16 protein-coding genes and 1 pseudogene are annotated in these 19,305 nt (G+C 67.6%); 11 read left to right on the forward strand and 6 right to left on the reverse strand.

The window, feature by feature from the left end; translation table 11 throughout:
• Position 1: 1 nt before the first annotated feature.
• Complete coding sequence (locus AC07Z7_RS08045) at positions 2 to 1,210, reverse strand: amino acid ABC transporter substrate-binding protein (protein WP_494765936.1); 1,209 nt, start codon at positions 1,208 to 1,210, stop codon at positions 2 to 4.
• A gap of 219 nt (positions 1,211 to 1,429) precedes the next feature.
• Here AC07Z7_RS08045 and AC07Z7_RS08050 point away from each other — a divergent pair, with 219 nt between their 5' ends.
• The 5 genes from AC07Z7_RS08050 to AC07Z7_RS08070 all read left to right on the forward strand — a co-directional run bounded on the left by AC07Z7_RS08050 (position 1,430) and on the right by AC07Z7_RS08070 (position 7,492).
• Complete coding sequence (locus tag AC07Z7_RS08050) at positions 1,430 to 2,425, forward strand: AraC-like ligand-binding domain-containing protein (RefSeq protein ID WP_494765937.1); 996 nt, start codon at positions 1,430 to 1,432, stop codon at positions 2,423 to 2,425.
• A 222-nt stretch (positions 2,426 to 2,647) separates the two neighbouring features.
• Entirely contained in the window at positions 2,648 to 4,057 is a 1,410-nt protein-coding gene (locus AC07Z7_RS08055) for an efflux transporter outer membrane subunit (RefSeq protein ID WP_494765938.1), read from the forward strand.
• Positions 4,058 to 4,125: 68 nt separating this feature from the next.
• Positions 4,126 to 5,514 (forward strand): efflux RND transporter periplasmic adaptor subunit, encoded by a 1,389-nt coding sequence (locus AC07Z7_RS08060; RefSeq protein WP_494765939.1) that lies wholly within the window; start codon positions 4,126 to 4,128, stop codon positions 5,512 to 5,514.
• Entirely contained in the window at positions 5,511 to 6,287 is a 777-nt protein-coding gene (locus tag AC07Z7_RS08065; protein WP_494765940.1) for an ABC transporter ATP-binding protein, read from the forward strand. Before AC07Z7_RS08060 ends, AC07Z7_RS08065 begins: the two co-directional genes overlap by 4 nt.
• Positions 6,287 to 7,492, forward strand: coding sequence for an ABC transporter permease (locus AC07Z7_RS08070; protein WP_494765941.1), 1,206 nt, complete (start codon positions 6,287 to 6,289; stop codon positions 7,490 to 7,492). Before AC07Z7_RS08065 ends, AC07Z7_RS08070 begins: the two co-directional genes overlap by 1 nt.
• A 93-nt stretch (positions 7,493 to 7,585) precedes the next feature.
• On the opposite strand, the gene AC07Z7_RS08075 is transcribed toward AC07Z7_RS08070, so the two are convergent.
• The gene (locus tag AC07Z7_RS08075; RefSeq protein WP_094287111.1) at positions 7,586 to 7,975 is read right to left on the reverse strand and encodes an Hsp20/alpha crystallin family protein; all 390 of its coding nucleotides are present in this window, start codon (positions 7,973 to 7,975) and stop codon (positions 7,586 to 7,588) included.
• Between the two features lie 93 nt (positions 7,976 to 8,068).
• Here AC07Z7_RS08075 and AC07Z7_RS08080 point away from each other — a divergent pair, with 93 nt between their 5' ends.
• Positions 8,069 to 9,415, forward strand: coding sequence for a branched-chain amino acid ABC transporter substrate-binding protein (locus AC07Z7_RS08080; RefSeq protein ID WP_494765942.1), 1,347 nt, complete (start codon positions 8,069 to 8,071; stop codon positions 9,413 to 9,415).
• A gap of 43 nt (positions 9,416 to 9,458) precedes the next feature.
• Here the strand turns inward: AC07Z7_RS08080 and mltB are convergent, their stop codons facing one another.
• The 4 genes from mltB to AC07Z7_RS08100 all read right to left on the reverse strand — a co-directional run bounded on the left by mltB (position 9,459) and on the right by AC07Z7_RS08100 (position 14,876).
• Positions 9,459 to 10,541 carry a lytic murein transglycosylase B gene (gene mltB / locus AC07Z7_RS08085; protein ID WP_494765943.1) on the reverse strand — a complete coding sequence of 361 codons (1,083 nt, stop codon included), beginning with the start codon at positions 10,539 to 10,541 and terminating at the stop codon, positions 9,459 to 9,461.
• 8 nt (positions 10,542 to 10,549) lie between these two features.
• The gene (locus AC07Z7_RS08090; RefSeq protein WP_494765944.1) at positions 10,550 to 12,598 is read right to left on the reverse strand and encodes a transglutaminase TgpA family protein; all 2,049 of its coding nucleotides are present in this window, start codon (positions 12,596 to 12,598) and stop codon (positions 10,550 to 10,552) included.
• A 302-nt stretch (positions 12,599 to 12,900) separates the two neighbouring features.
• Positions 12,901 to 13,926 carry a DUF58 domain-containing protein gene (locus AC07Z7_RS08095; RefSeq protein ID WP_494765946.1) on the reverse strand — a complete coding sequence of 342 codons (1,026 nt, stop codon included), beginning with the start codon at positions 13,924 to 13,926 and terminating at the stop codon, positions 12,901 to 12,903.
• Between the two features lie 29 nt (positions 13,927 to 13,955).
• The gene (locus tag AC07Z7_RS08100) at positions 13,956 to 14,876 is read right to left on the reverse strand and encodes an AAA family ATPase (protein ID WP_063462875.1); all 921 of its coding nucleotides are present in this window, start codon (positions 14,874 to 14,876) and stop codon (positions 13,956 to 13,958) included.
• 42 nt (positions 14,877 to 14,918) lie between these two features.
• Between AC07Z7_RS08100 and AC07Z7_RS08105 the strand changes: the two genes are divergently transcribed.
• The 5 genes and pseudogenes from AC07Z7_RS08105 to AC07Z7_RS08125 all read left to right on the forward strand — a co-directional run.
• Positions 14,919 to 15,872 (forward strand): histone deacetylase family protein, encoded by a 954-nt coding sequence (locus AC07Z7_RS08105; RefSeq protein ID WP_205734091.1) that lies wholly within the window; start codon positions 14,919 to 14,921, stop codon positions 15,870 to 15,872.
• 160 nt (positions 15,873 to 16,032) lie between these two features.
• Positions 16,033 to 16,824, forward strand: coding sequence for an enoyl-CoA hydratase (locus AC07Z7_RS08110; RefSeq protein WP_494765945.1), 792 nt, complete (start codon positions 16,033 to 16,035; stop codon positions 16,822 to 16,824).
• 17 nt (positions 16,825 to 16,841) lie between these two features.
• Entirely contained in the window at positions 16,842 to 18,170 is a 1,329-nt protein-coding gene (locus AC07Z7_RS08115) for a mechanosensitive ion channel family protein (protein WP_494765947.1), read from the forward strand.
• 215 nt (positions 18,171 to 18,385) lie between these two features.
• Positions 18,386 to 19,135, forward strand: a complete 750-nt coding sequence (locus AC07Z7_RS08120; RefSeq protein WP_094287142.1) for an electron transfer flavoprotein subunit beta/FixA family protein — start codon at positions 18,386 to 18,388, stop codon at positions 19,133 to 19,135.
• Positions 19,136 to 19,305, forward strand: a pseudogene (locus AC07Z7_RS08125) (electron transfer flavoprotein subunit alpha/FixB family protein); the annotation flags it as partial. It lies immediately after the preceding gene.

Consider the following 19,305-nt stretch of genomic DNA (forward strand, 5'->3'; position numbering starts at 1 on the left):
GTTACTTCCACGCAGGTTTGTTAGTGTTCAACTGTGCGGTGGCGCGGTCCTTGGGCCAGACGACTTCAAAGTCGCTGCCCTGCCACTGGCTCACGGTGCCGGGGATGGAGGCGTTCTCGCTGCCCGCAAAGCGGATGCCGCCCAGGATGGTCTGGAACTCGTTCTTGGCGATGTGCTCGCGCAGCGCCTTGCGGTCCAGGCCCGCCTTTTCCACCGCCTGCTGCAGGATCTGCAGGCCCGCCCAGGCGTGGCCGCTGGCCCAGCGGTCGGGCTCCTTGTTGAACTTCTTCACGTGGGCATCGAAGTAGGCCTTGGCCTCGGGACTGGTCTTCACGCTCCACGAGCCCATGCCGATCACGCCCTCGGTGTTGGCGGCCATCACGTTCTTGTAGAGCTGGAAGGCCGTGCCCACCGAGGCGTAGAAGAACTTGGGGTTCAGGCCCACCTCGCGCGCCTGGCGGCTGGCCAGGATGGTGTCGGGCGGGTAGGTGATGCCGATGAAGGCGTCGGGGTTCAGGTCTTTGATGCCGCGCAGCACGGGGGCCAGGTCCTTCACGCCCAGCGGGTAGCTCTTGCGCTCCACCACCTGGATGCTGGTCTTCTTGAGCGCATTGTTCAGCGCGGCGAAGTTCTCCAGGCCAAACAGGTCGTCCATGTAGACGATGGCAATGGTCTTGACGTTGTTGGCCACCAGCATGTCCACCAGCGCGCCCATCATCTTGTCGGGCTGCTGCAGCAGCGAGAAGAAGTAAGGCAGGTTCATGTCGATCAGCTTGCGCGACAGCGCCGTGGGCGCCAGCAGCGGGTAGCCAAAGCGGTTGGCCAGCGGCGCGATGGCGAAGTTGGCACCCGAACCCCAGGGCGGCAGGATCAGGTCCACCTTGTCACTGCCCATCAGCTTTTCGTAGGTGCGCACGCAGGTTTCGGTCTCGCTGCGGTCGTCGTAGCCGATGAGTTCGATGGGGCGCTTGGTGCCCTTCACGCTCAGGCCGCCCGCCGCGTTCACCTGCTCGGCCCACAGCAGGTAGTTGGGCTCCTGGCTCACCTGCGCGCCGGCCGCCCAGGGGCCCGTGCGGGCAATGGCATAACCGATGCGCACGGGTGCCGCGCTGCTGCCCTGGGCCCACAGCTGGGGGGCCACGGCCAGGGTGCCGACCGTGGCGGCGGCGCCTTTGATCCACTGGCGCTTGGAGGGTTGGTGTGCTGTCATTGTGTGTCTCCTCGGATGGGGCCTGCGTGGTGCACGCCGTGCCGGGAATCGTAGGCAGACGCGTTCGTGCGCGCTGCGCTCAGCGTGCACAAAACGCTTGCCTCAGCGTGCAGGCGGCAGCGGGTTTACCCGGATTTCCCTCGGTGGCACGGGGTAACGGGGCGCCGGATAATTCAAGGGCATAACGTTCCGGTTTGCGCCCAACCGCCTGGAGACACCATGGCCCAATCATTGACCGAGGTATCCACCGACGCCGTGCCCGCGCGCGACCGCCTGCACCTGTGGGGCGATGCCGTGTGGCGCCTCATTGGCGGGCTGGAGTCTGATGCGTTTGGTGACGATGCCTTTGCGGGCCATATCACCTCGGGCCAGGCAGGCTATGTGAACCTGTGCCAGCTGGACGTGAGCCGCCACCGCGTGGTGCGCACCCCCAGCCTCATCCGGGGCAGCGACCGGGCCTACATCAAGGTGGTGGCCCAGCTCGAAGGGCGCGCGTGCTTTGAGCAGAACGGCCGCCAGGTATGGTTGTCGCCGGGTGAGTGGAGTGTGTACGACACCACACGCGCCTACGCCGTGAGCAACCCCGAGGCCGTGCGGCAGATGGTGCTGATGATCCCCAAGGAGCAACTGCCCGAGCGCAAGCTCAAGCTGGACGACCTGATGGTGCAGCGCTTTTCGGGCACCACGGGCGTGTCGCGCCTCGCGTGGGACACCATGCGCGCTGCGTTTGCCGAGCTGCCCACCATGTCTGACGCGGCCGCCGATGGCGTGGCCGATGTGATCACGCACCTAGTGCAGCTGTCGCTGCTGGAGCGCAATGGCCAGCAAAGCCTGTTGTCGCAGCGCGAGGCGCTGCGCGACCGCATCAGCCAGTACATCGACCGCCACCTGGGCGACCCCGACCTCACCATCGACCGCATGGCCCAGGCGCTCAACTGCAGCAAGCGGCACCTGTACAACGCGGTGGCCGACGACGAGGAAACCCTGGCCGCCATGATCCAGCGCCGCCGCCTGGAGGCCTGCCTGCGCGACCTGCGCCATCCGGCGCATGCGCAGCGCTCGGTCACCGACATTGCGCTGTCCTGGGGCTTCAGCAACAGCGCGCATTTCAGCCGGGCGTTCCGCGCGCATGTGGGCTGCAGCCCCAGCGAGTACCGGGCCCGGGCCGTTGCGCCGGTCGTGCTGCTGCGGGGCGAGTTGCTGCACGCCCACTGACTTCCCTGCCAGCCTGTCGGTTCGCTGTGCCGGGCCGCCCGGCATGCCGTGCCGCGTCAGGCACCAGTCCAGCACCGGCTTTGCATCAATTCTTTACCTGGGCTTGACCCAGTGGGTACCTGGTGACCGCAATCGCTGCCCACAATGGAGTTTTCCCTTGTGTAGCGATTGCCCATGCGTTGTTTCCCCCTGGCCTCAAAAAGCGCACCCACCGCCCGCGCAATGCCCACCCTGCACGCTGTGCCCTGGAGGCGTGCGGCGTTGACCTGGTGTGTGCTGGCCGTCACGGGGTGCGCAAGCCTTGCACCAACAGAAGGTACCTTGCCCGAGGTGGCCGTACCGGCGGCCTGGTCCGCAGGGGGCGGCGGTACTGCGCAAGGCGCGGCAGCCACATCGCTGGCCCAGTGGTGGCGGCGGTTTGACGATGCTGTGCTCACCACGCTGGTCGAGCAAGCCGTGCGCGCCAATACCAGCGTGCGCACTGCCCAGGCCGCGTTGCAGCAAGCACGTGCCCAGGTGGATGTGCAGTCGGCCGGGCTGCTGCCTAGCGTGGGCGCGTCGGCCTCGGCGCAGCGCAGCCGGGCCAGCAACAGCACGGGCAACACCTTCCAGGCCGGTTTTGATGCGAGCTGGGAACCCGATGTGTTTGGTCGCGTGCGCAGCGGTGTGAACGCCAGCGAGGCCGATGCGCGCGCGGCAGAGGCCAGCCTGGCCGACGTGCAGGTGTCGCTGGCGGCCGAGGTGGCCGTCAACTACATCGAGATGCGCGGGCTGCAGCAGCGCCTGGCCATTGCGCGCAGCAACCTGGCCAGCCAGCAGGAGACCTTGCAGATCACCCAGTGGCGCCTGCAGGCCGGGCTCACCACCTCGCTCGTCACCGAGCAGGCCCGTGCAGCGGCCGAGCAGACCGCCGCGCAGATTCCCAGCCTGGAAGCCAGCCTGGCTCAGTCGCGCTACAGCCTGGCCGTGCTGACAGGCCAGGTGCCCGGCGCGCTCGACGCTACCCTGGCCGCCAATGCCCCCATGCCTCAGCCGACCGCAGAGCTGGCCCTGACAATCCCGGCCGAGACCTTGCGCCAACGCCCCGATGTGCGTGCGGCCGAGCAGCGCATTGCCGCCGCCCTGGCGCGCGTTTCGCAGGCCGATGCGGCGCGCTACCCCAGCTTCTCCCTCGGTGGCTCGTTGGGCCTGCGCGCCCTCACGCTGGGTGCGTTGTCGGGCGGCAGTGCCGTGACCAGTGCCTTGCTGGGCAGCGTGTCCATCCCGCTGCTGGACGGGGGCGCCGCCCGCGCGCAGGTGCGTGTGCAGTCTGCCGCGCTGGAGCAGGCCCGCGTAGCCTACGAAGCCACCGTGCTCACGGCGCTGCAGGATGTGGAGAACGCGCTGGTGGCCCTGCGTGGCGACCGCGAAAAGTTGGAGCGACTGACGGCCGCCGCAGACGCTGCCCGCAACGCCGCCCTGCTGGCGCAGCAGCGCTACAGCAGCGGGCTCATCGACTTTCAGGCGGTGCTGGAGACGCAGCGCACGCTGCTGTCCACGCAAGAGAGTGTGGCCACCACCACCGCTGCTGTCGCGGCAGACCATGTGCGCCTCTACAAGGCGCTGGGCGGTGGCTGGGCGGTAGCCGAATGAACAGCTGACAAGCCCTTCCACACGCCCACCTCATTGCCTGCCAGCCCCCTTTTTCTGATTCACGTCCCATGCCAAAAACCGACACTTCCGCTTCTTCTGCAACCGCCAAAGACGCCCCCTCCGACCTGAGCGCCTTGTTGGGCGCTGACCGGCCCCGCCGCTGGTGGCAGCGCACCACCATGTGGCTGGGGGTGGCCGCGCTCGTGGTGGTGGGCGGCGGCTTGTACACCTGGCAATCGCGCCAGAGCGCCAGCACCGCACCCACCTATGTCACCGAAGAACTGCGCCGGGGCAACCTCACACTCACCGTGTCGGCCAACGGCACGCTGCAGCCCACGCGCTCTGTCACCATTGGCAGCGAGCTGTCGGGCACCGTGCGCAACGTACTGGTGGATGTGAACGACAAGGTCAAGAAGGGACAGCTGCTGGTGGAGCTGGACACCGCCAAGCTCGAATCGCAGGTGCTGCGCTCGCGCGCCTCGCTGGCATCGGCGCAGGCCCGCCTGGCCCAGGCCGTGGCCACCACCAAGGAGGCCATTGCCAACCTGGGCCGACTGGAAGAAGTGGCGCGCCTTTCCGGCGGCAAGGTGCCCTCGGCCTCCGAGCTGGACGCAGGCCGCGCCACGCTGGACCGCGCCCGCGCCGACGAAACCAGCGCCCGCGCCACGGTAGAGGACGCACGCGCCGCGCTGTCCACCGACGAGACCAACCTGTCCAAGGCCTCCATCCGCTCGCCCATCGACGGCGTGGTGCTGACACGCACGGTGGAGCCCGGCAACGCGGTGGCCGCATCGCTGCAGGCCGTGACGCTGTTCACCGTGGCCGAAGACCTCACGCGGCTGCGGCTGGATGTGAGCGTGGACGAAGCCGATGTGGGCTCGGTCAAGGTGGGTCAGGACGCGAGCTTCACGGTCAGCGCCTACCCCTCGCGCCGCTACCCGGCCCAGGTCACGCGCGTGTCGTTCGGCTCGACCAAGACGGACAACGTGGTCACCTACATCACCTGGCTGGAGGTGAACAACAGCGACATGAGCCTGCGCCCGGGCATGACGGCGGCGGCCACCATTACGTCCACCGAGCGCAAGGATGTGCTGCTGGTGCCCAACACGGCGCTGCGCTTCACGCCCGCACAGTCTGCTGGGGCCGATGCGAAGCCTGGGCCAGGCGGCGCCAAGCCCGGCGCATCGGGCAGCGGCAGTGGTGGCGGCATCATGTCGCAGCTCATGCCGCGGATGCCACGGTCTGGCTCGGGCCCACGCAAACCGGGGGCGGGGGGCGAGGCAGGCGATGGTGCGGGCAAGACGCGGCAGGTGTGGGTGCTGCAGGACGGCACCGCCAAGCCCATCACCGTGCAGGTGGGCATCAGCGATGGCCGCCATACCGAGGTCACGGGCGAGGGCCTCACGCCCGGCATGGCCGTGATCACCGATCAGCGCGCGGCAGGGGCCAAGCCATGAGCGTGGCGGGTGACACCCCCCTCATCCGCCTGCGCGGCGTGACCAAGGTCTATGGCGAAGGGGCGCTGGCCTTTCAGGCGCTCAAGGGCGTTCATCTCGACATTGCACAGGGCGACTTTGTGGCCATCATGGGCCCCAGCGGCTCGGGCAAGTCCACGGCCATGAACACGCTGGGCTGCCTGGACCGGCCCACCACGGGCGAATACCTGTTCAAGGGCGTGCATGTGGAGTCGCTCTCGCGAGACGAGCGGGCACGGCTGCGGCGGCGCTACTTTGGCTTTGTGTTCCAGGGCTTCAACCTGCTGGCGCGCACCTCGGCGCAAGAGAATGTGGAGCTGCCCCTGCTGTACCGGGGCGAATCCGCCGCGGCGCGCCATGCGGCGGCCGCGCGTGCGCTGGATGCGGTCGGCCTCAAGGGCTGGGAACACCACACGCCCGCCGAGCTGTCGGGCGGGCAGCAGCAGCGCGTGGCCATTGCGCGCGCCATCGTCACCGAGCCCGATGTGCTGCTGGCCGACGAGCCCACCGGCAACCTCGACACCCAGCGCAGCTACGAGATCATGGAACTGCTCTGGCGCCTGAACGCCGACCACGGCATCACCGTGCTGATGGTCACGCACGAGCCCGACATGGCGCAGTACGCGCGGCGCATCGTGCGGTTTGTGGATGGCGTGGTGGACCGCGATGCGGCCAACCCACACCCCAAGGGCCTGGACGCTGATGCGGCATCGGCCCAGCTGGCGGTGGCCGGTTCGGATGCGGGAGGCCACTGATGTTGCTCAACACCCTGCTGCTGGCGCTGCGCTCCATCCGGCGCAATCTCATGCGCTCCTTCCTCACCATCCTGGGCATCGTGATCGGCGTGAGCGCGGTGATCACCATGGTCACGCTGGGCAACGGCGCCACGCTGGCCATCCAGAACCAGATCTCGGGCCTGGGCACCAACCTGCTGCAGGTGCGCCCCGGCCAACGCATGGGGCCCGGCGGTGGCACCGGCGCCCCGGCCTTCAAGGACACCGATGCCGACATGATCGCGCAGCAGATCGGCGGCATCCTGGCCGTGGCGCCCGAGGCGCGCGCCGCCGCCACGGCGGTGGTGGGTGGGCGCAACTGGACGACCAGCGTGATCGGCAGCACCAACGCCTGGCTGGAGACCGGCAACTGGACGGTGCGCACGGGCCGCGTCTTTACCGACGCCGAATTGCGCGCGGGTGCCGCCGTGTGCCTGATCGGCGAGACCGTGCGGCGTGAACTGTTTGGCACGGCCGATGCCGTGGGCGGCCAGCTGCGGGTGAAGGCGTTTTCGTGCGAGGTGGTGGGCGTGCTGGCGTCCAAAGGGCAGGGTGCGTTTGGCAATGACCAGGACGACACCGTGTTGGTGCCGCTGCGCACGCTGCAGCGCCGCGTGACGGGCAACACGCGGGTGAACACGCTGCTGGTGTCCATGAAGGACAGCAGCGACCCCGAGCGTGTGAAGGCTAGCCTCACGCAACTGCTGCGCGAGCTGCGCAAGCTGTCGGACTCGGACGATGACAACTTCAACGTGCTCGACACCAAGCAGCTGGCCGACACGCTCTCGGGCACCACCAAGGTTCTGACCACGCTTCTGGGCGCGGTGGCGGCCGTGAGCCTGCTGGTGGGCGGCATCGGCATCATGAACATCATGCTGGTGAGCGTGACCGAACGCACGCGCGAGATCGGTCTGCGCCTGGCCATTGGCGCGCTGGAGCGCGAGGTGCTGCTGCAGTTCCTGATCGAGGCCGTGGTGCTGGCCGCGTTGGGCGGGCTCATCGGCATCGTGCTGGCCACGGGTGCTTCGCTCGCGCTGTCGGGGCTGATGGGTGTGCCCTACCTCTTCAACCCCGGCGTGAACCTGCTGTCGTTTGTGTTCTCGGCAGGGATCGGTGTGGTGTTTGGCTACTTCCCGGCGCGGCGTGCGGCGCGCATGGACCCCATCGATGCGCTGCGGCACGAGTGAGTAGCGGGTGCATGCACAACGATCCGATTTTTCAATAAAAAGTGCCCGTACCGCCTGCGGTGCGGGCACTTATAGCTATCAATTCAGTAGTGTTTAGTGGATGGTGAGCGTGGTGGCCTTGCTGGCGGGTTCCACCTTGGCCAGGGTCAGCGTCAACACGCCGTTTTCCAGCTTGGCGCTGCTGTTGGCTGCATCAATGTCGGCCGCCAGCTCCCAGGCGCGCTGCACCTGGCGCGGGGCGCCTTCCACGCTCTGCAGACGCACCACATTGCCTTCAATGCTGATCTGCAGCTGCTCACGAGCCAGGCCCGGCACATCCAACTGCAGCGTGGTGGCCTTGTCGTCCTGCGTCACGGTGCAGCCAGCAGAGCGGGCTGCGGTGGGCTCTGCCAGCGCGCCCATCAGAAAACGCTGCAGCGCGAGGTCGGCGGAGCGGGGGGCCTGGGCGTAGGCGGCGCGGCGGATCACAGGGGCGAAGATCATGGGTAACTCCTATAAACTGCGCGGCTCTCGACGTGGTCGCCGCATGCCAAGGAGTTGTGTACGCCCGCGTCGCTTTTCAAGGGAAAAAGTGGCATGAATAAATTGCAAGCCGTGGGCTTGAAATCGGGCGCAGCAGCATTACGTCACACCGTTTGGGCCGCTGCGGTGGCGTTGGCGGGCGCCATGGCCCCCGTGTCCGCCAGCTGGGCGCAGGCCCCGGCGCCCGCTGCGGCTGCAGCCCAGGCCAAGCCCGTCAAGGTGGCGCTCATCGAAAGCCTGTCGGGAGCGTTCTCCAACACCGGCGAGGCGGTGTACCGCAATGTGTACTGGGCCATGGAGCGCGTGAACGCGCGCGGTGGCGTGCAACTGCCCGCCAGCAGCGGCGGCCCCCGCCCCCTGACCCTGGAGCGCTATGACAGCAAGGGCCAGAACGAAGAGGCGCTGTCGGCCTTGCGCGCCGCCATTGACGATGGCGCGCAAGTCATCCTGCAGGGCAATTCGTCGGCCACGGCAGCGGTGCTGATCGAGGCCATCAACAAGCACAACGAGCGCGAGCCGAACAAGCGCGTGCTGTTCCTCAACTACTCGGCGGTGGACCCCATCCTCACCAACGAGAAATGCAGCTTCTGGCACTTTCGTTTTGACGCCCATGCCGACATGCGCATGGCGGCGCTGATGGACGTGATGCGCGAGGACAAAAGCCTCAAGAGCGTGTACCTCATTGGTCAGGATTACAGCTTCGGCCAGGCCGTGCTGCGCGAGGCCAAGAAGCAGCTGGCCGCGCAGCGCCCCGACGTGGCCGTGGTGGGCGAAGAGTTGCACCCCATCGGCCGCATCAAGGACTTCGCGCCCTACGCCGTGAAGATCAAGACCAGCGGCGCCCAGGCGGTGGTCACGGGCAACTGGGGCAACGACCTGACCCTGCTGGTCAAGGCAGCGCGCGAGGTGGGCTACGAAGGCAGCTTCTACACCTTCTACGGCAATGCACTCGGCGCGCCCGCCGCCATCGGCGACGCGGGCATCGGCAAGGTGGTGGCCGTGGCCGACTGGCTGCCCAATGTGCCGGGCGCGCAGAGCGAGGCGTTCTACCAGTCGTTTCGCACGCGCTTCCCCAAGCCGCAGGACGACTACGTGCACATGCGCATGCAGCTCATGATCGAGGCGCTGGCCCAGTCCATCGAGCGTGCGGGCAGCACCGATACCGTCGCCATTGCGCGGCAAATGGAGAGCGCCAATGTGCAGCTCTCCGGCCAGGGCGGCTCCATGCGCGCGGCAGACCACCAGTTCCAGCAGGCGCTGGTGGTGGGCGTGATGGACAAGAAGGGTGCGCCGGGCGTGAAGTTCGACGTGGAAGGCTCGGGCTACGGCTTCCGCGTGGTGCGGCAGATCCCTGCCGCCAAGGCACAGCAGCCGCACAGCTGCCAGATGCAGCGGCCCTGAGCGCCACGGTGACTGGCGCCGCGGGTGTTGCGGCGCTAGCGCCTCATTGCGCTCCGTTGCGTGCCGCCGCCACCTCGCGCCCCAGCTCGATCACCGCCATCGCGTAGTAGCTGGACCAGTTGTAGCGTGTGATGGCGTAGAAGTTCTCGGTGCCCGCCACGTAGCTGGGTGCATCGTTGCCGTTTTGCAGTTCCACCAGCGCCAGCGGGCCCGTGTGCTGCGCGCCCTGGGCATCCAGCACAGCGCCCTTGGCCAGCATGCTGGCCGCGCTGAAGGTGGGCAGGATGTCGGGGGCGAGCAGGTCGTCGAGCTGCAGGCGCGCGTTGTCAAACTGCACGCCAAAGTGCGTGGGCATGCCAGGGGTCCAGCCGTGGCCCCGGAAGTAGTTGGCCACCGAGCCAATCGCGTCGGCCGGGCTGTTGAACAGGTCCACGCGGCCGTCACCGTCGAAGTCGATGGCGTAGCGCACCCAGCTCGATGGCATGAACTGGCCCAGGCCCATGGCTCCGGCGTAGCTACCGCGTGGCTCGAAGGGGTCGGTGTTGCTGCGGTTGGTGAAGCTCAGGAACTGCTCCAGCTCGCGGCGGAAGAACTCGGTGCGCTCCTTGGCGCGCGGGTGGGCCGAAGGGAAGTCGAAGGCCAGCGTGGCCAGCGCGTCCATCACGCGAAAGTTGCCCATCTGCTGGCCATAGATGGTCTCCACGCCGATGATGCCCACGATGGTTTCGGCGGGCACACCAAACTCGCGCTCCGCGCGCTCCAGCGCTGCCTGGTTTTGCTGCCAGAAGCGCACACCGGCGCGGATGCGGATGGGCTCCACAAAGCGGCTGCGGTACACGCGCCAGTTCTTGGCCGTGCCCTTGGCGGGCGGCAGCATGAGCTTGGGCACCTGGGGCAGGAAGTGCGCCTGGCCAATCGCCTGGCGCACCCATTCGCGGTCCAGGTCGCGGCGCACGGCCAGGTCGTCGGCAAACTGCAGGGCCTCGGGGCGCGAGGCGTAGAGAACCGCAGGCTGTTTGGCACTGGTGGATTTTGAGGATTTTTCGGGCTTTGCGCCTGCTGGTATTGCGCAAGTAGCTATCAATAACATAGCAATGAGGGCAATCGGTCGGTGGGTCTTCAGCATGTCCGGGGTCAGTGTTTGGATGCAGGGGGCCAGGGCAAGGTATTGAACTCGCGCCGCAGGTGGCTCCATTCGGTATCGGGCTGGGGGGCGTAGCGCAGGCGCTCCAGGCGCAGCAGCCAGTCGGCCACCGCTGCCGCCGGGGCGCCGAATTGTGCCTGTACCCGCTCGGCCATGGCACGGGGCGGCAGGGTGGGCGGCAGCACCAGTCCGGCGCGGGCCAGGCGCTGGCGGGCGCGGGCCAGCAGGCGCAGCCAGGGGTCGTGCTGGCTGCGCTCCCACAGGCTCCAGGCCATGCCAGCCAAGGCCGCAAAGATGATCAGGAAACCCAGCACCATGGTCAGGTCCTGCCAGCTGGGGGCTTCAAAGCCCAGGGCCTTGAGCAGGTCGAGCTGGCGGCTTTGGGTGTAGTTGAGCACCCACTGGTTCCAGCTGTTGTTGACGGCCTCCCACATGGCGCGCAGGTTCTGGGCCAGGCCGGGGCTGAGCACCGTGCCCATGGCGGCAGCCAGCGCACCCTGCGGCGCGCGCAGCCGTTCGAAGGCGCCGGTGCGCCCGGGGGCCACGGCGCCCGTCGGGTCCACCCGCACCCAGCCGCGCCCGGCCAGCCAGACCTCTGCCCAGGCATGGGCATCGCTCTGGCGCACTGTCCAGAGGCCGTCCACGGGGTTGCGGTCGCCGCCCTGGTAGCCGGTGACGATGCGGGCCGGGATGTCCAGCGCGCGCATCAGCACCACAAAAGAGGAGGCGATGTGCTCGCAAAAGCCTTCCTTGCGGTCAAACCAGAACTCGTCGGCCGTGTGCTGGCCGTACACGCCGGGCTCCAGCGTGTAGGTGTAGCCGCCGCTGCGCAGGCGCTCCAGCGCGGCATTGACCAGTGCTTCGGCGTTGTTCTGGGCGGGGTTGGGGGCAATCTGCGGGTCATTGCGCATCTGCTGGGCCAGCGCCAGCGTGCGGGGGTTGAAGCTTGCGGGCAGCTCGGTGTAGGCGCGCAGGCGGGGGGTGGGCGCGCTGGGGCCATGGCTGAAATCGGGGTGGCTTTCGGCCTTGTAGCGCACCACAGCGGTGATGGGGCGGTTGGTGAGCCACTGCAAGTCCTGCGTCATGAGCGTGTCCATGCCCGAGATGGCGGGCTTGGTCGCAGCGGCATCCAGCAGCAGCAGCCAGGGGCGCTGGTGGGCTTCCAGGGTCACTTCGTAGCGCACGGGCTCGCCGCGCACCTGAAGGTTGGCCAGGGTGCTGGGGCTCGACTGCAGCATGTCACCGCTGCGTGCGCCCAGCGGGTGCCATTCGACGCCATCGAAGGCGCCAAACACCGGCCCGCGAAAGTACAGATCGCTTTGTGGAGGCGGCGCGCCGTTGGGGGTGTCAAAACGCACGCGCATGGCCACGCTGTCGTCGAGCGCCAGCTCGGCAATGTTGCCCACCTTCATGACGCCTGAGAGCCCGCTGCGCCCTGCCATGGTGTCGCTGGGCATGCCCCACAGCGGCGCCATGCGCGGGAACAGCATGAACAGCGCCGCCATGATGGGCGCGCCCAGCAGGGCCATGGTGCCTGCCGTGCGTAGCGTTTGCGCGAGCGGCGGCCGCCCCACCGGCATGTGCGCGTTGACCAGGGCCGCCAGCAGCCCGAGCAGCGCGACCAGCATGGCCGCGGCCGTGAACAGCGACTGCGAGAAGAAGAAGTTGCTGAGCATCGTGAAGAAGCCCAGGAAGAACACCACCATCGCATCGCGCCGCGCGCGCAGCTCCAGCATCTTGAGCGCCAGCAGCATCACGATCAGCGTCACGCCCGCGTCGCGGCCCAGGATGGTGCGGTGGGTGTACAGCGTGCCGCCCACGGCCAGGATCAGCGGGATGGCCAGCACCCAGCGCGTGGGCAGGGGCCGCCCCTTCCAGGCCAGCCAGCCGCGCCACAGCAGCAAGCCGCCCGCCAGCAGGCTCGCCCAGACGGGCAACACGTTGACCTGCGGCGCGATCACCCAGGCGATCACACACAACAGGAACAGCGTGTCGCGGGCGTCGCGGGGCAGGGCGTGGAGGGTTTGGCGCAGGGTCATGGTTGTGGGGGCGGTACCAGGAAGTGTGTCATTTGCTTGCTATAAAATTAGTAGCTATAAAGGCAATATGGTCGCGCGCAGGAGGCCTTTTTATTACAGTTTTGGGATCGGCGTCGCACTGTGTTTCATGTCTGCCCTCCACAGCGCTGCGCGCCACCCGCAGCCTATGAAACTGGCGCGCCCAAGGCCAGGGCAGCCAAGCAAGGGCCGCCCCGCAGCGAGGGCTGCGTCCCCCTGCCCGCAGCGCACAGCGCTGCGAGAGCGGGGGGAAGCGGCGCAGCCGCTCAGGGGGGTGTTCCACATCAACACAGGGCCAGTGCCTCCAGGCAGCGCCTGCGGTGGGCGGCGCCGGTATCGGGGGCAATCTCGACCCCGGGCAGGCGCAGGCCATAGTCCAGGCCCAGCCGGTCGGCCTGCAGCACCCAGGCCGTCAGGCGCGAGACGCGGGCTTCGTGGTCGGGCAGGGCGGCGCGGGCCAGGTCCAGCCACAGCTCGTGCCGCTGGGCCTGCTGGGCGTCGCGGCTCACCAGATCTTCCGTGCCGGTGGCCAGCGACTTGGCGGCTTTCTTCCACACCACCAGCTTGAGCGGGTCGCCGCGCCGGTAGGCCCGCACGCCATCGAATTCGCCAATGCCCTGCGACGGTGCGCTACCCGTGCCGCCCGCGCGGGGCTCGCCCGGGGGCAGGGGGGGCGCGGGCACCTCGGGCGCCGGGTAGACCAGCACCTCGGAGGCCGGGCGCCAGTAGGTCCAGACGCGGAAGGTGCCCAGCGGGAACCGCGTCTCGGCCGTGAGCGTGGGCACACGGTGCAGGCCCCGGCGCGTGGGGCGGAAGGCCACCTGCACGCTGGCCTGCCCCTGGGCGGGCACATCGGTCCACGCCCAGTGGTGCTCGGCCTTGCCCGTGCCATGCACCGACAGCGCGATGCCATAGCGCGGCGACTTGCGGTCGCTGGACAACTGCAGCTCAAACGCCGTGCTTGTGCCCATGAATTGGGGCTCGGGCGCCTTCAGGTGCAGCGTGAGGCCCCGCAGGTTGGCGTGGCAGATGTGCATGCCTGCCGCCGCGCTGCCTGCTAGCAAAAAGGTGAGCAGGTAGCCCAGGTTGAGCTGGTAGTTGATGGATGCCACCAGCAGCACGGCCAGCGTGAGCGCCAGCATCCAGCCCGAGCTGGTGGGCAGGATGTAGACGTTGCGCTGGGTGAGCAGCAGGGTGTCGCTCAGCGGCAGGCGTGTCTGCCACCAGTTCTGGAAGCGCTTGCGAAAGGGCGCCAGCGGGCTCAGCCGGGCGAGGGCGGTGCGCCAGGGGGCGGGGGCAGCCGGGTCCATGGGGATTGCCACGGTGTGCTCACACCTTCTCAGGGCAAGGGCACGGCATCGACCATGGCGCGCACCTGCTCCACCGCACCCCGCCCGGCGTCGCCCACGGGCACCAGACGGTGGGCGATGGTCTGGGGCAGCACGGCCTGCACGTCGTCGGGCGCGACATAGTCGCGCCCGCTGATGAGGGCCTGGGCCTTGGCCGCGCGCAGCATGGCAATGCCCGCGCGGGGCGACAGGCCCTGCAAAAACCAGCGGCCCGAGCGGGTGGCGGCGATCAGGTCCTGCACGTAGTTGAGCAGCGGCTCGGCCGTGTGCACGGCCTGCACCTGGCGCTGCAGTTCGGTCAGTTCGTCGCTGGACAGCAGGGGCAGCAGGCTGCTCACCATGTCGCGCCGGTCGGCGCCCGACAGCAGCAGGCGCTCGGCCGCACGGTCGGGGTAGCCTATGGAGATGCGCATGAGGAAACGGTCGAGTTGCGACTCGGGCAGCGCAAAGGTGCCCAGCTGGTCGTGCGGGTTCTGGGTGGCAATCACGAAGAAGGGGTGGGGCAGGGCGCGGGTTTCGCCCTCCACCGACACCTGCTTTTCCTCCATGGCTTCGAGCAGTGCGCTTTGGGTCTTGGGGCTGGCGCGGTTGATTTCGTCGGCCAGCAGCACCTGGGCGAACACCGGGCCGGGGTGGAACACAAAGGCTTCCTTGCCGCGCTCGTACACCGACACGCCGGTCAGGTCGCTGGGCATCAGGTCGGCGGTGAACTGCACGCGCGAAAACTGCAGGCCGAAGGTGTGCGACAGCGCATGCGCCAGCGTGGTCTTGCCCACGCCCGGCACGTCTTCGATGAGCAGGTGGCCCCCTGCCAGCAGGCAGGCCACGCAGTCCTGCACCTGGGCCTGTTTGCCCACAATCACCGTGTTAAGCTGGTCCAGAAGCGATTTGATCTTGTGCTGTGCATTCATGGCGCGACGTTATCCTAAAAAATTGAGACACGGGGATTGACTGTGAGCAAGACGGGCTATTTCACCCACCGGGATTGTTGGAAGCACGAGATGGGCCCGGGGCACCCCGAATGTCCTGAACGGCTGGATGCCATCGAAGACCGTTTGCTGATCACCGGCGTGGCTGATGCGCTGGAGCGCTACGAGGCACCCGAGGCCTCGCTGGCCGACATCGAGCTGGCCCATGGCCGCATGCACATTGCGGCGCTGCGGGGCCTGTCGGACCGGCTGAACGAAGAGCTGATGGCCGGTGGCCCGAGCTACGCGCAGATCGACACCGACACCTCCATCAACGCCCACACCTGGAAGGCATCCCTGCGCGCCGCCGGGGCCGCCCTGGCCGCCACCGATGCGGTGATGGCGGGCGAGGTCGAAAACGCCTTTTGCAGCGTGCGCCCGCCGGGCCACCATGCCTGCCGCGACAAGGCCATGGGTTTCTGCTTCTTCAACAACGTGGCTGTGGCCGCCAAATACGCGCTGCAGCGCTACAACCTGCAGCGCGTGGCGGTAGTGGACTTCGACGTGCACCATGGCAATGGCACCGAGGACATCCTGGCGGGCGACCCGCGCGCGCTGATGGTCAGCATCTTCCAGCACCCGTTCTACCCCTACAGCGGCGACCAGGACCCGGCCCCCAATATGGTGAATGTGCCGGTACCGGCCTACACGCGGGGCATGGACATCCGGGAGATCATCGAGATGATGTGGATGCCCCGGCTGGAAGCCTTCAAGCCCGAGATGATTTTTGTGAGCGCAGGCTTTGATGGCCACCGCGAGGACGACATGGGCCAGCTGGGCCTGACCGAGCAGGACTACGCCTGGATCACCCAGCGTGTGAAGGACGTGGCGCGGCGCTATGCCAAGGGCCGCATCGTGTCCTGCCTGGAGGGTGGCTATGTGATGGGGCCGCTGGCGCGCAGTGTGGAGACGCACCTGCGCGTCCTGGCGGACTTGTGACCAACCCCCTGAGCGGCTTTGCCGCTTCCCCCTTCTCTGGCATCGCTGCGCGATGCGGAAGGGGGACGCCGCCAGCGCGGCGGGGCGGCCCTTGCGCGGCGGCCCTCGCCTGAGCCGTGCCAGTTTCAGTCGGCGTGCAGATGGCTGACAGGAGCAAACTATGACGACAAAGAACTTCGATGATGTGCTGCAAACCACCCGCGACGCCCGTGGCGTGGTCACCCTGACCCTGAACGACCCCGCCCGCTTCAATGCGCTGGGCAGCGAGATGCTTGCGGCGCTGCAGCGGGCGCTGGACGATGCCGGTCGTGATGAATCGGTGCGTGTGGTGGTGCTGGCTGCGGCGGGCAAGGCGTTTTGCGCGGGCCACAACCTCAAGGACATGGCGGCCCATCCCGATCTGGCGTACTACCAGCAGCTGTTTGCCCAGTGCAGCCGCATGATGCTCACCATCCACAAGCTCAGCGTGCCCGTGATCGCGCGCGTGCAGGGCATGGCCACGGCGGCGGGTTGCCAGCTGGTGGCGCAGTGCGACCTGGCCGTGGCGGCCGACACGGCCAGCTTTGCCACCAGCGGCATCCACTACGGCCTGTTCTGTGCCACACCCAGCGTGCCTCTGGTGCGCAACGTGCCCGCCAAGCGGGCGATGGAGATGCTGCTCACCGGCGATTTCATCGACGCCCCCACGGCGCTGGCGCAAGGGCTGGTCAACCGCGTTGTGCCTGCCGATGCCCTGGATGCTGAGGTCGAAAAACTGGTGTTGTCCATCCTGCAGAAGCCCCGCGTGGCCGTGGCCATGGGCAAGGCGCTGGTCTACCAGCAGCGCGAGCTGGGCATGGACGCCGCCTACCAGCTGGCGGGCCAGGCCATGGCCACCAACATGATGGATGAGGCCGCGCAGGAAGGAGCACGCGCCTTTGCGGAAAAGCGCCAGCCCGGCTGGAAGCGCTGAGGGCCCGCACGATGGCAATGGACAAACCGATGCTGGACGATGTGGGCCTGTGGGTGCAGGCCTTTTTGAGCCCCACCGTGCTGGTGGAGCTGGCGGCCCTGGCGGGCTGTGTGGCCCTGGCCTGGGCGTTGGTGGCGCTGCTGCAACGCGGCCTGCAACGGGGCGACCCGCGCTCCATCCTGTTTGGTGTGCGGATCGTGGATGGCGCGCTGTTCCCGCTGCTGCTGCTGGGCCTGGCCTATGTGGCGCGCACCGTGCTGCACCACTGGGTGGCGCTGGTGGCCTTCAAGGTGGCAATCCCGGTGCTGGTGGCGCTGGTCGTGATACGCATCGGCGTGAAGGTGCTGCAGGTGGCGTATCCCGATGCAGCCTGGGTGCGGCCTATCGAGCGCTCTATCTCCTGGCTGGCCTGGCTGGGCATGGTGCTGTGGGTCACGGGGCTCCTGCCGCTGGTGCTGGACGAGCTGGACCAGATCCACTGGAAGGTGGGCGGTGCCACGCTGTCGGTGCGCACCATGATCGAAGGCGCGTTGACGGCGGGTGCCGTCCTGCTGATCGCGCTGTGGATTTCTGCGGTCATCGAGGCGCGCCTGCTGCGCTCGGCCACCGGGGCCGAGCTGTCGCTGCGCATGGCCGTGAGCAATGCCGTGCGCGCGCTGTTGGTGTTTGTGGGGCTCATGATGGCCTTGTCGGCTGTGGGCATCGACCTCACGGCCCTGTCGGTGCTGGGGGGCGCGGTGGGCGTGGGCATCGGTTTTGGCCTGCAGAAGCTTGCATCCAACTATGTAAGCGGCTTTGTCATTCTGGCCGAGCGCAGCATGCGCATTGGCGACAACGTGCGGGTGGACAACTTCGAGGGCCGCATCACCGCCATCAATGCCCGCTATACCGTGGTGCGCTCTTCCACGGGCCGCGAATCCATCGTGCCCAATGAAATGCTGATCACCCAGCGGGTGGAGAACCTGTCGCTGGCCGACCCCCGCGTGTGGCTGTCCACCGTGGTGAGCGTGGCCTACGAAAGCGATGTGGAACTGGTCACCCGCCTCCTGGGAGAGGCCGCCCTGGCCAGCAGCCGGGTGCTGCGCGACCCCGCGCCCAGCGTGGCCTTGTCGGCCTTTGGTGCCGACGGGCTGGAGTTCACGGTGGGCTTCTGGATTGCCGATCCCGAGAACGGCGCCTTGGGCCTGCGCTCAGAGATCAACCGCGCCATCCTGAGCGCCTTGCGCGCCCACCAGATCGAAATCCCGTACCCCCAGCGGGTCATGCACGTGCAGGTCGATGGGGGGCTGGCGGCGGCGATGTCGCCCGGCGCTCCGGTGGCACCCGCACCGGCTCCCGCGCAGTGAGTCCGGCATGCAGCCCTGGTGCCGGGTTCCGCAGGCGACAACAAACACTGGACAGTGGTCCGGCGCACTCGCCTATAATCGACAAAAAGCACGATCGTTCTTTTTTTGATCGTGCAGTCTCTGCCCCGGTCCTGTAGCAGTTGCGTTGCAGTGCGGCATAGAATGTTCCAGTTTACGTAAACGTCAATTCAACCAACTCTCTAGGAGCCGCAGCAATGAAGGTCTTGGTCCCTGTCAAGCGCGTGGTGGACTACAACGTGAAGGTCCGCGTGAAGTCGGACAACACGGGTGTGGACATCGCCAACGTGAAGATGAGCATGAACCCCTTTGACGAAATCGCCGTCGAAGAGGCCGTGCGCCTGAAAGAAAAAGGCCTGGTGACCGAAGTCATCGCAGTCTCCTGCGGCGTGGCCCAGTGCCAGGAAACCTTGCGCACCGCCATGGCCATCGGCGCCGACCGTGCCATCCTGGTCGAGACCGACGTGGAACTGCAGCCCCTGGCCGTGGCCAAGCTGCTCAAGGCCCTGGTGGACAAGGAACAGCCTCAGCTCGTGATCCTGGGCAAGCAGGCCATTGACGACGACGCCAACCAGACCGGCCAGATGCTGGCGGCCCTGGCCGACCTGCCGCAAGCCACCAACGCCAGCAAGGTGGAACTGGCTGCTGACAAGGTCAACGTGACGCGCGAAATCGACGGCGGCCTGGAAACCCTGGCCCTGTCGCTGCCTGCCGTCATCACCACCGACCTGCGCCTGAACGAGCCCCGCTACGTCACCTTGCCCAACATCATGAAGGCCAAGAAGAAGCAGCTGGACACCGTCAAGCCCGAAGACCTCGGCGTGGATGTGGCGCCCCGCCTCAAGACCCTGAAGGTCAGCGAGCCTGCCAAGCGCGGCGCTGGCGTCAAGGTGGCCGACGTGGCCGCTCTGGTCGAGAAACTCAAGAACGAAGCGAAGGTGATCTAAATGTCGGTACTCGTTATTGCTGAACACGACAACGCATCCATCAAGGGCGCAACCCTGAACACCGTGACGGCCGCAGCCGCTTGCGGTGGCGACGTGCATGTGCTGGTGGCTGGCCACAACGCGGGCGCTGCTGCTGCTGCCGCTGGCCAGATCGCAGGCGTGAGCAAGGT

The sequence above is a fragment of the Acidovorax sp. GW101-11A03 genome (genome assembly GCF_059424825.1).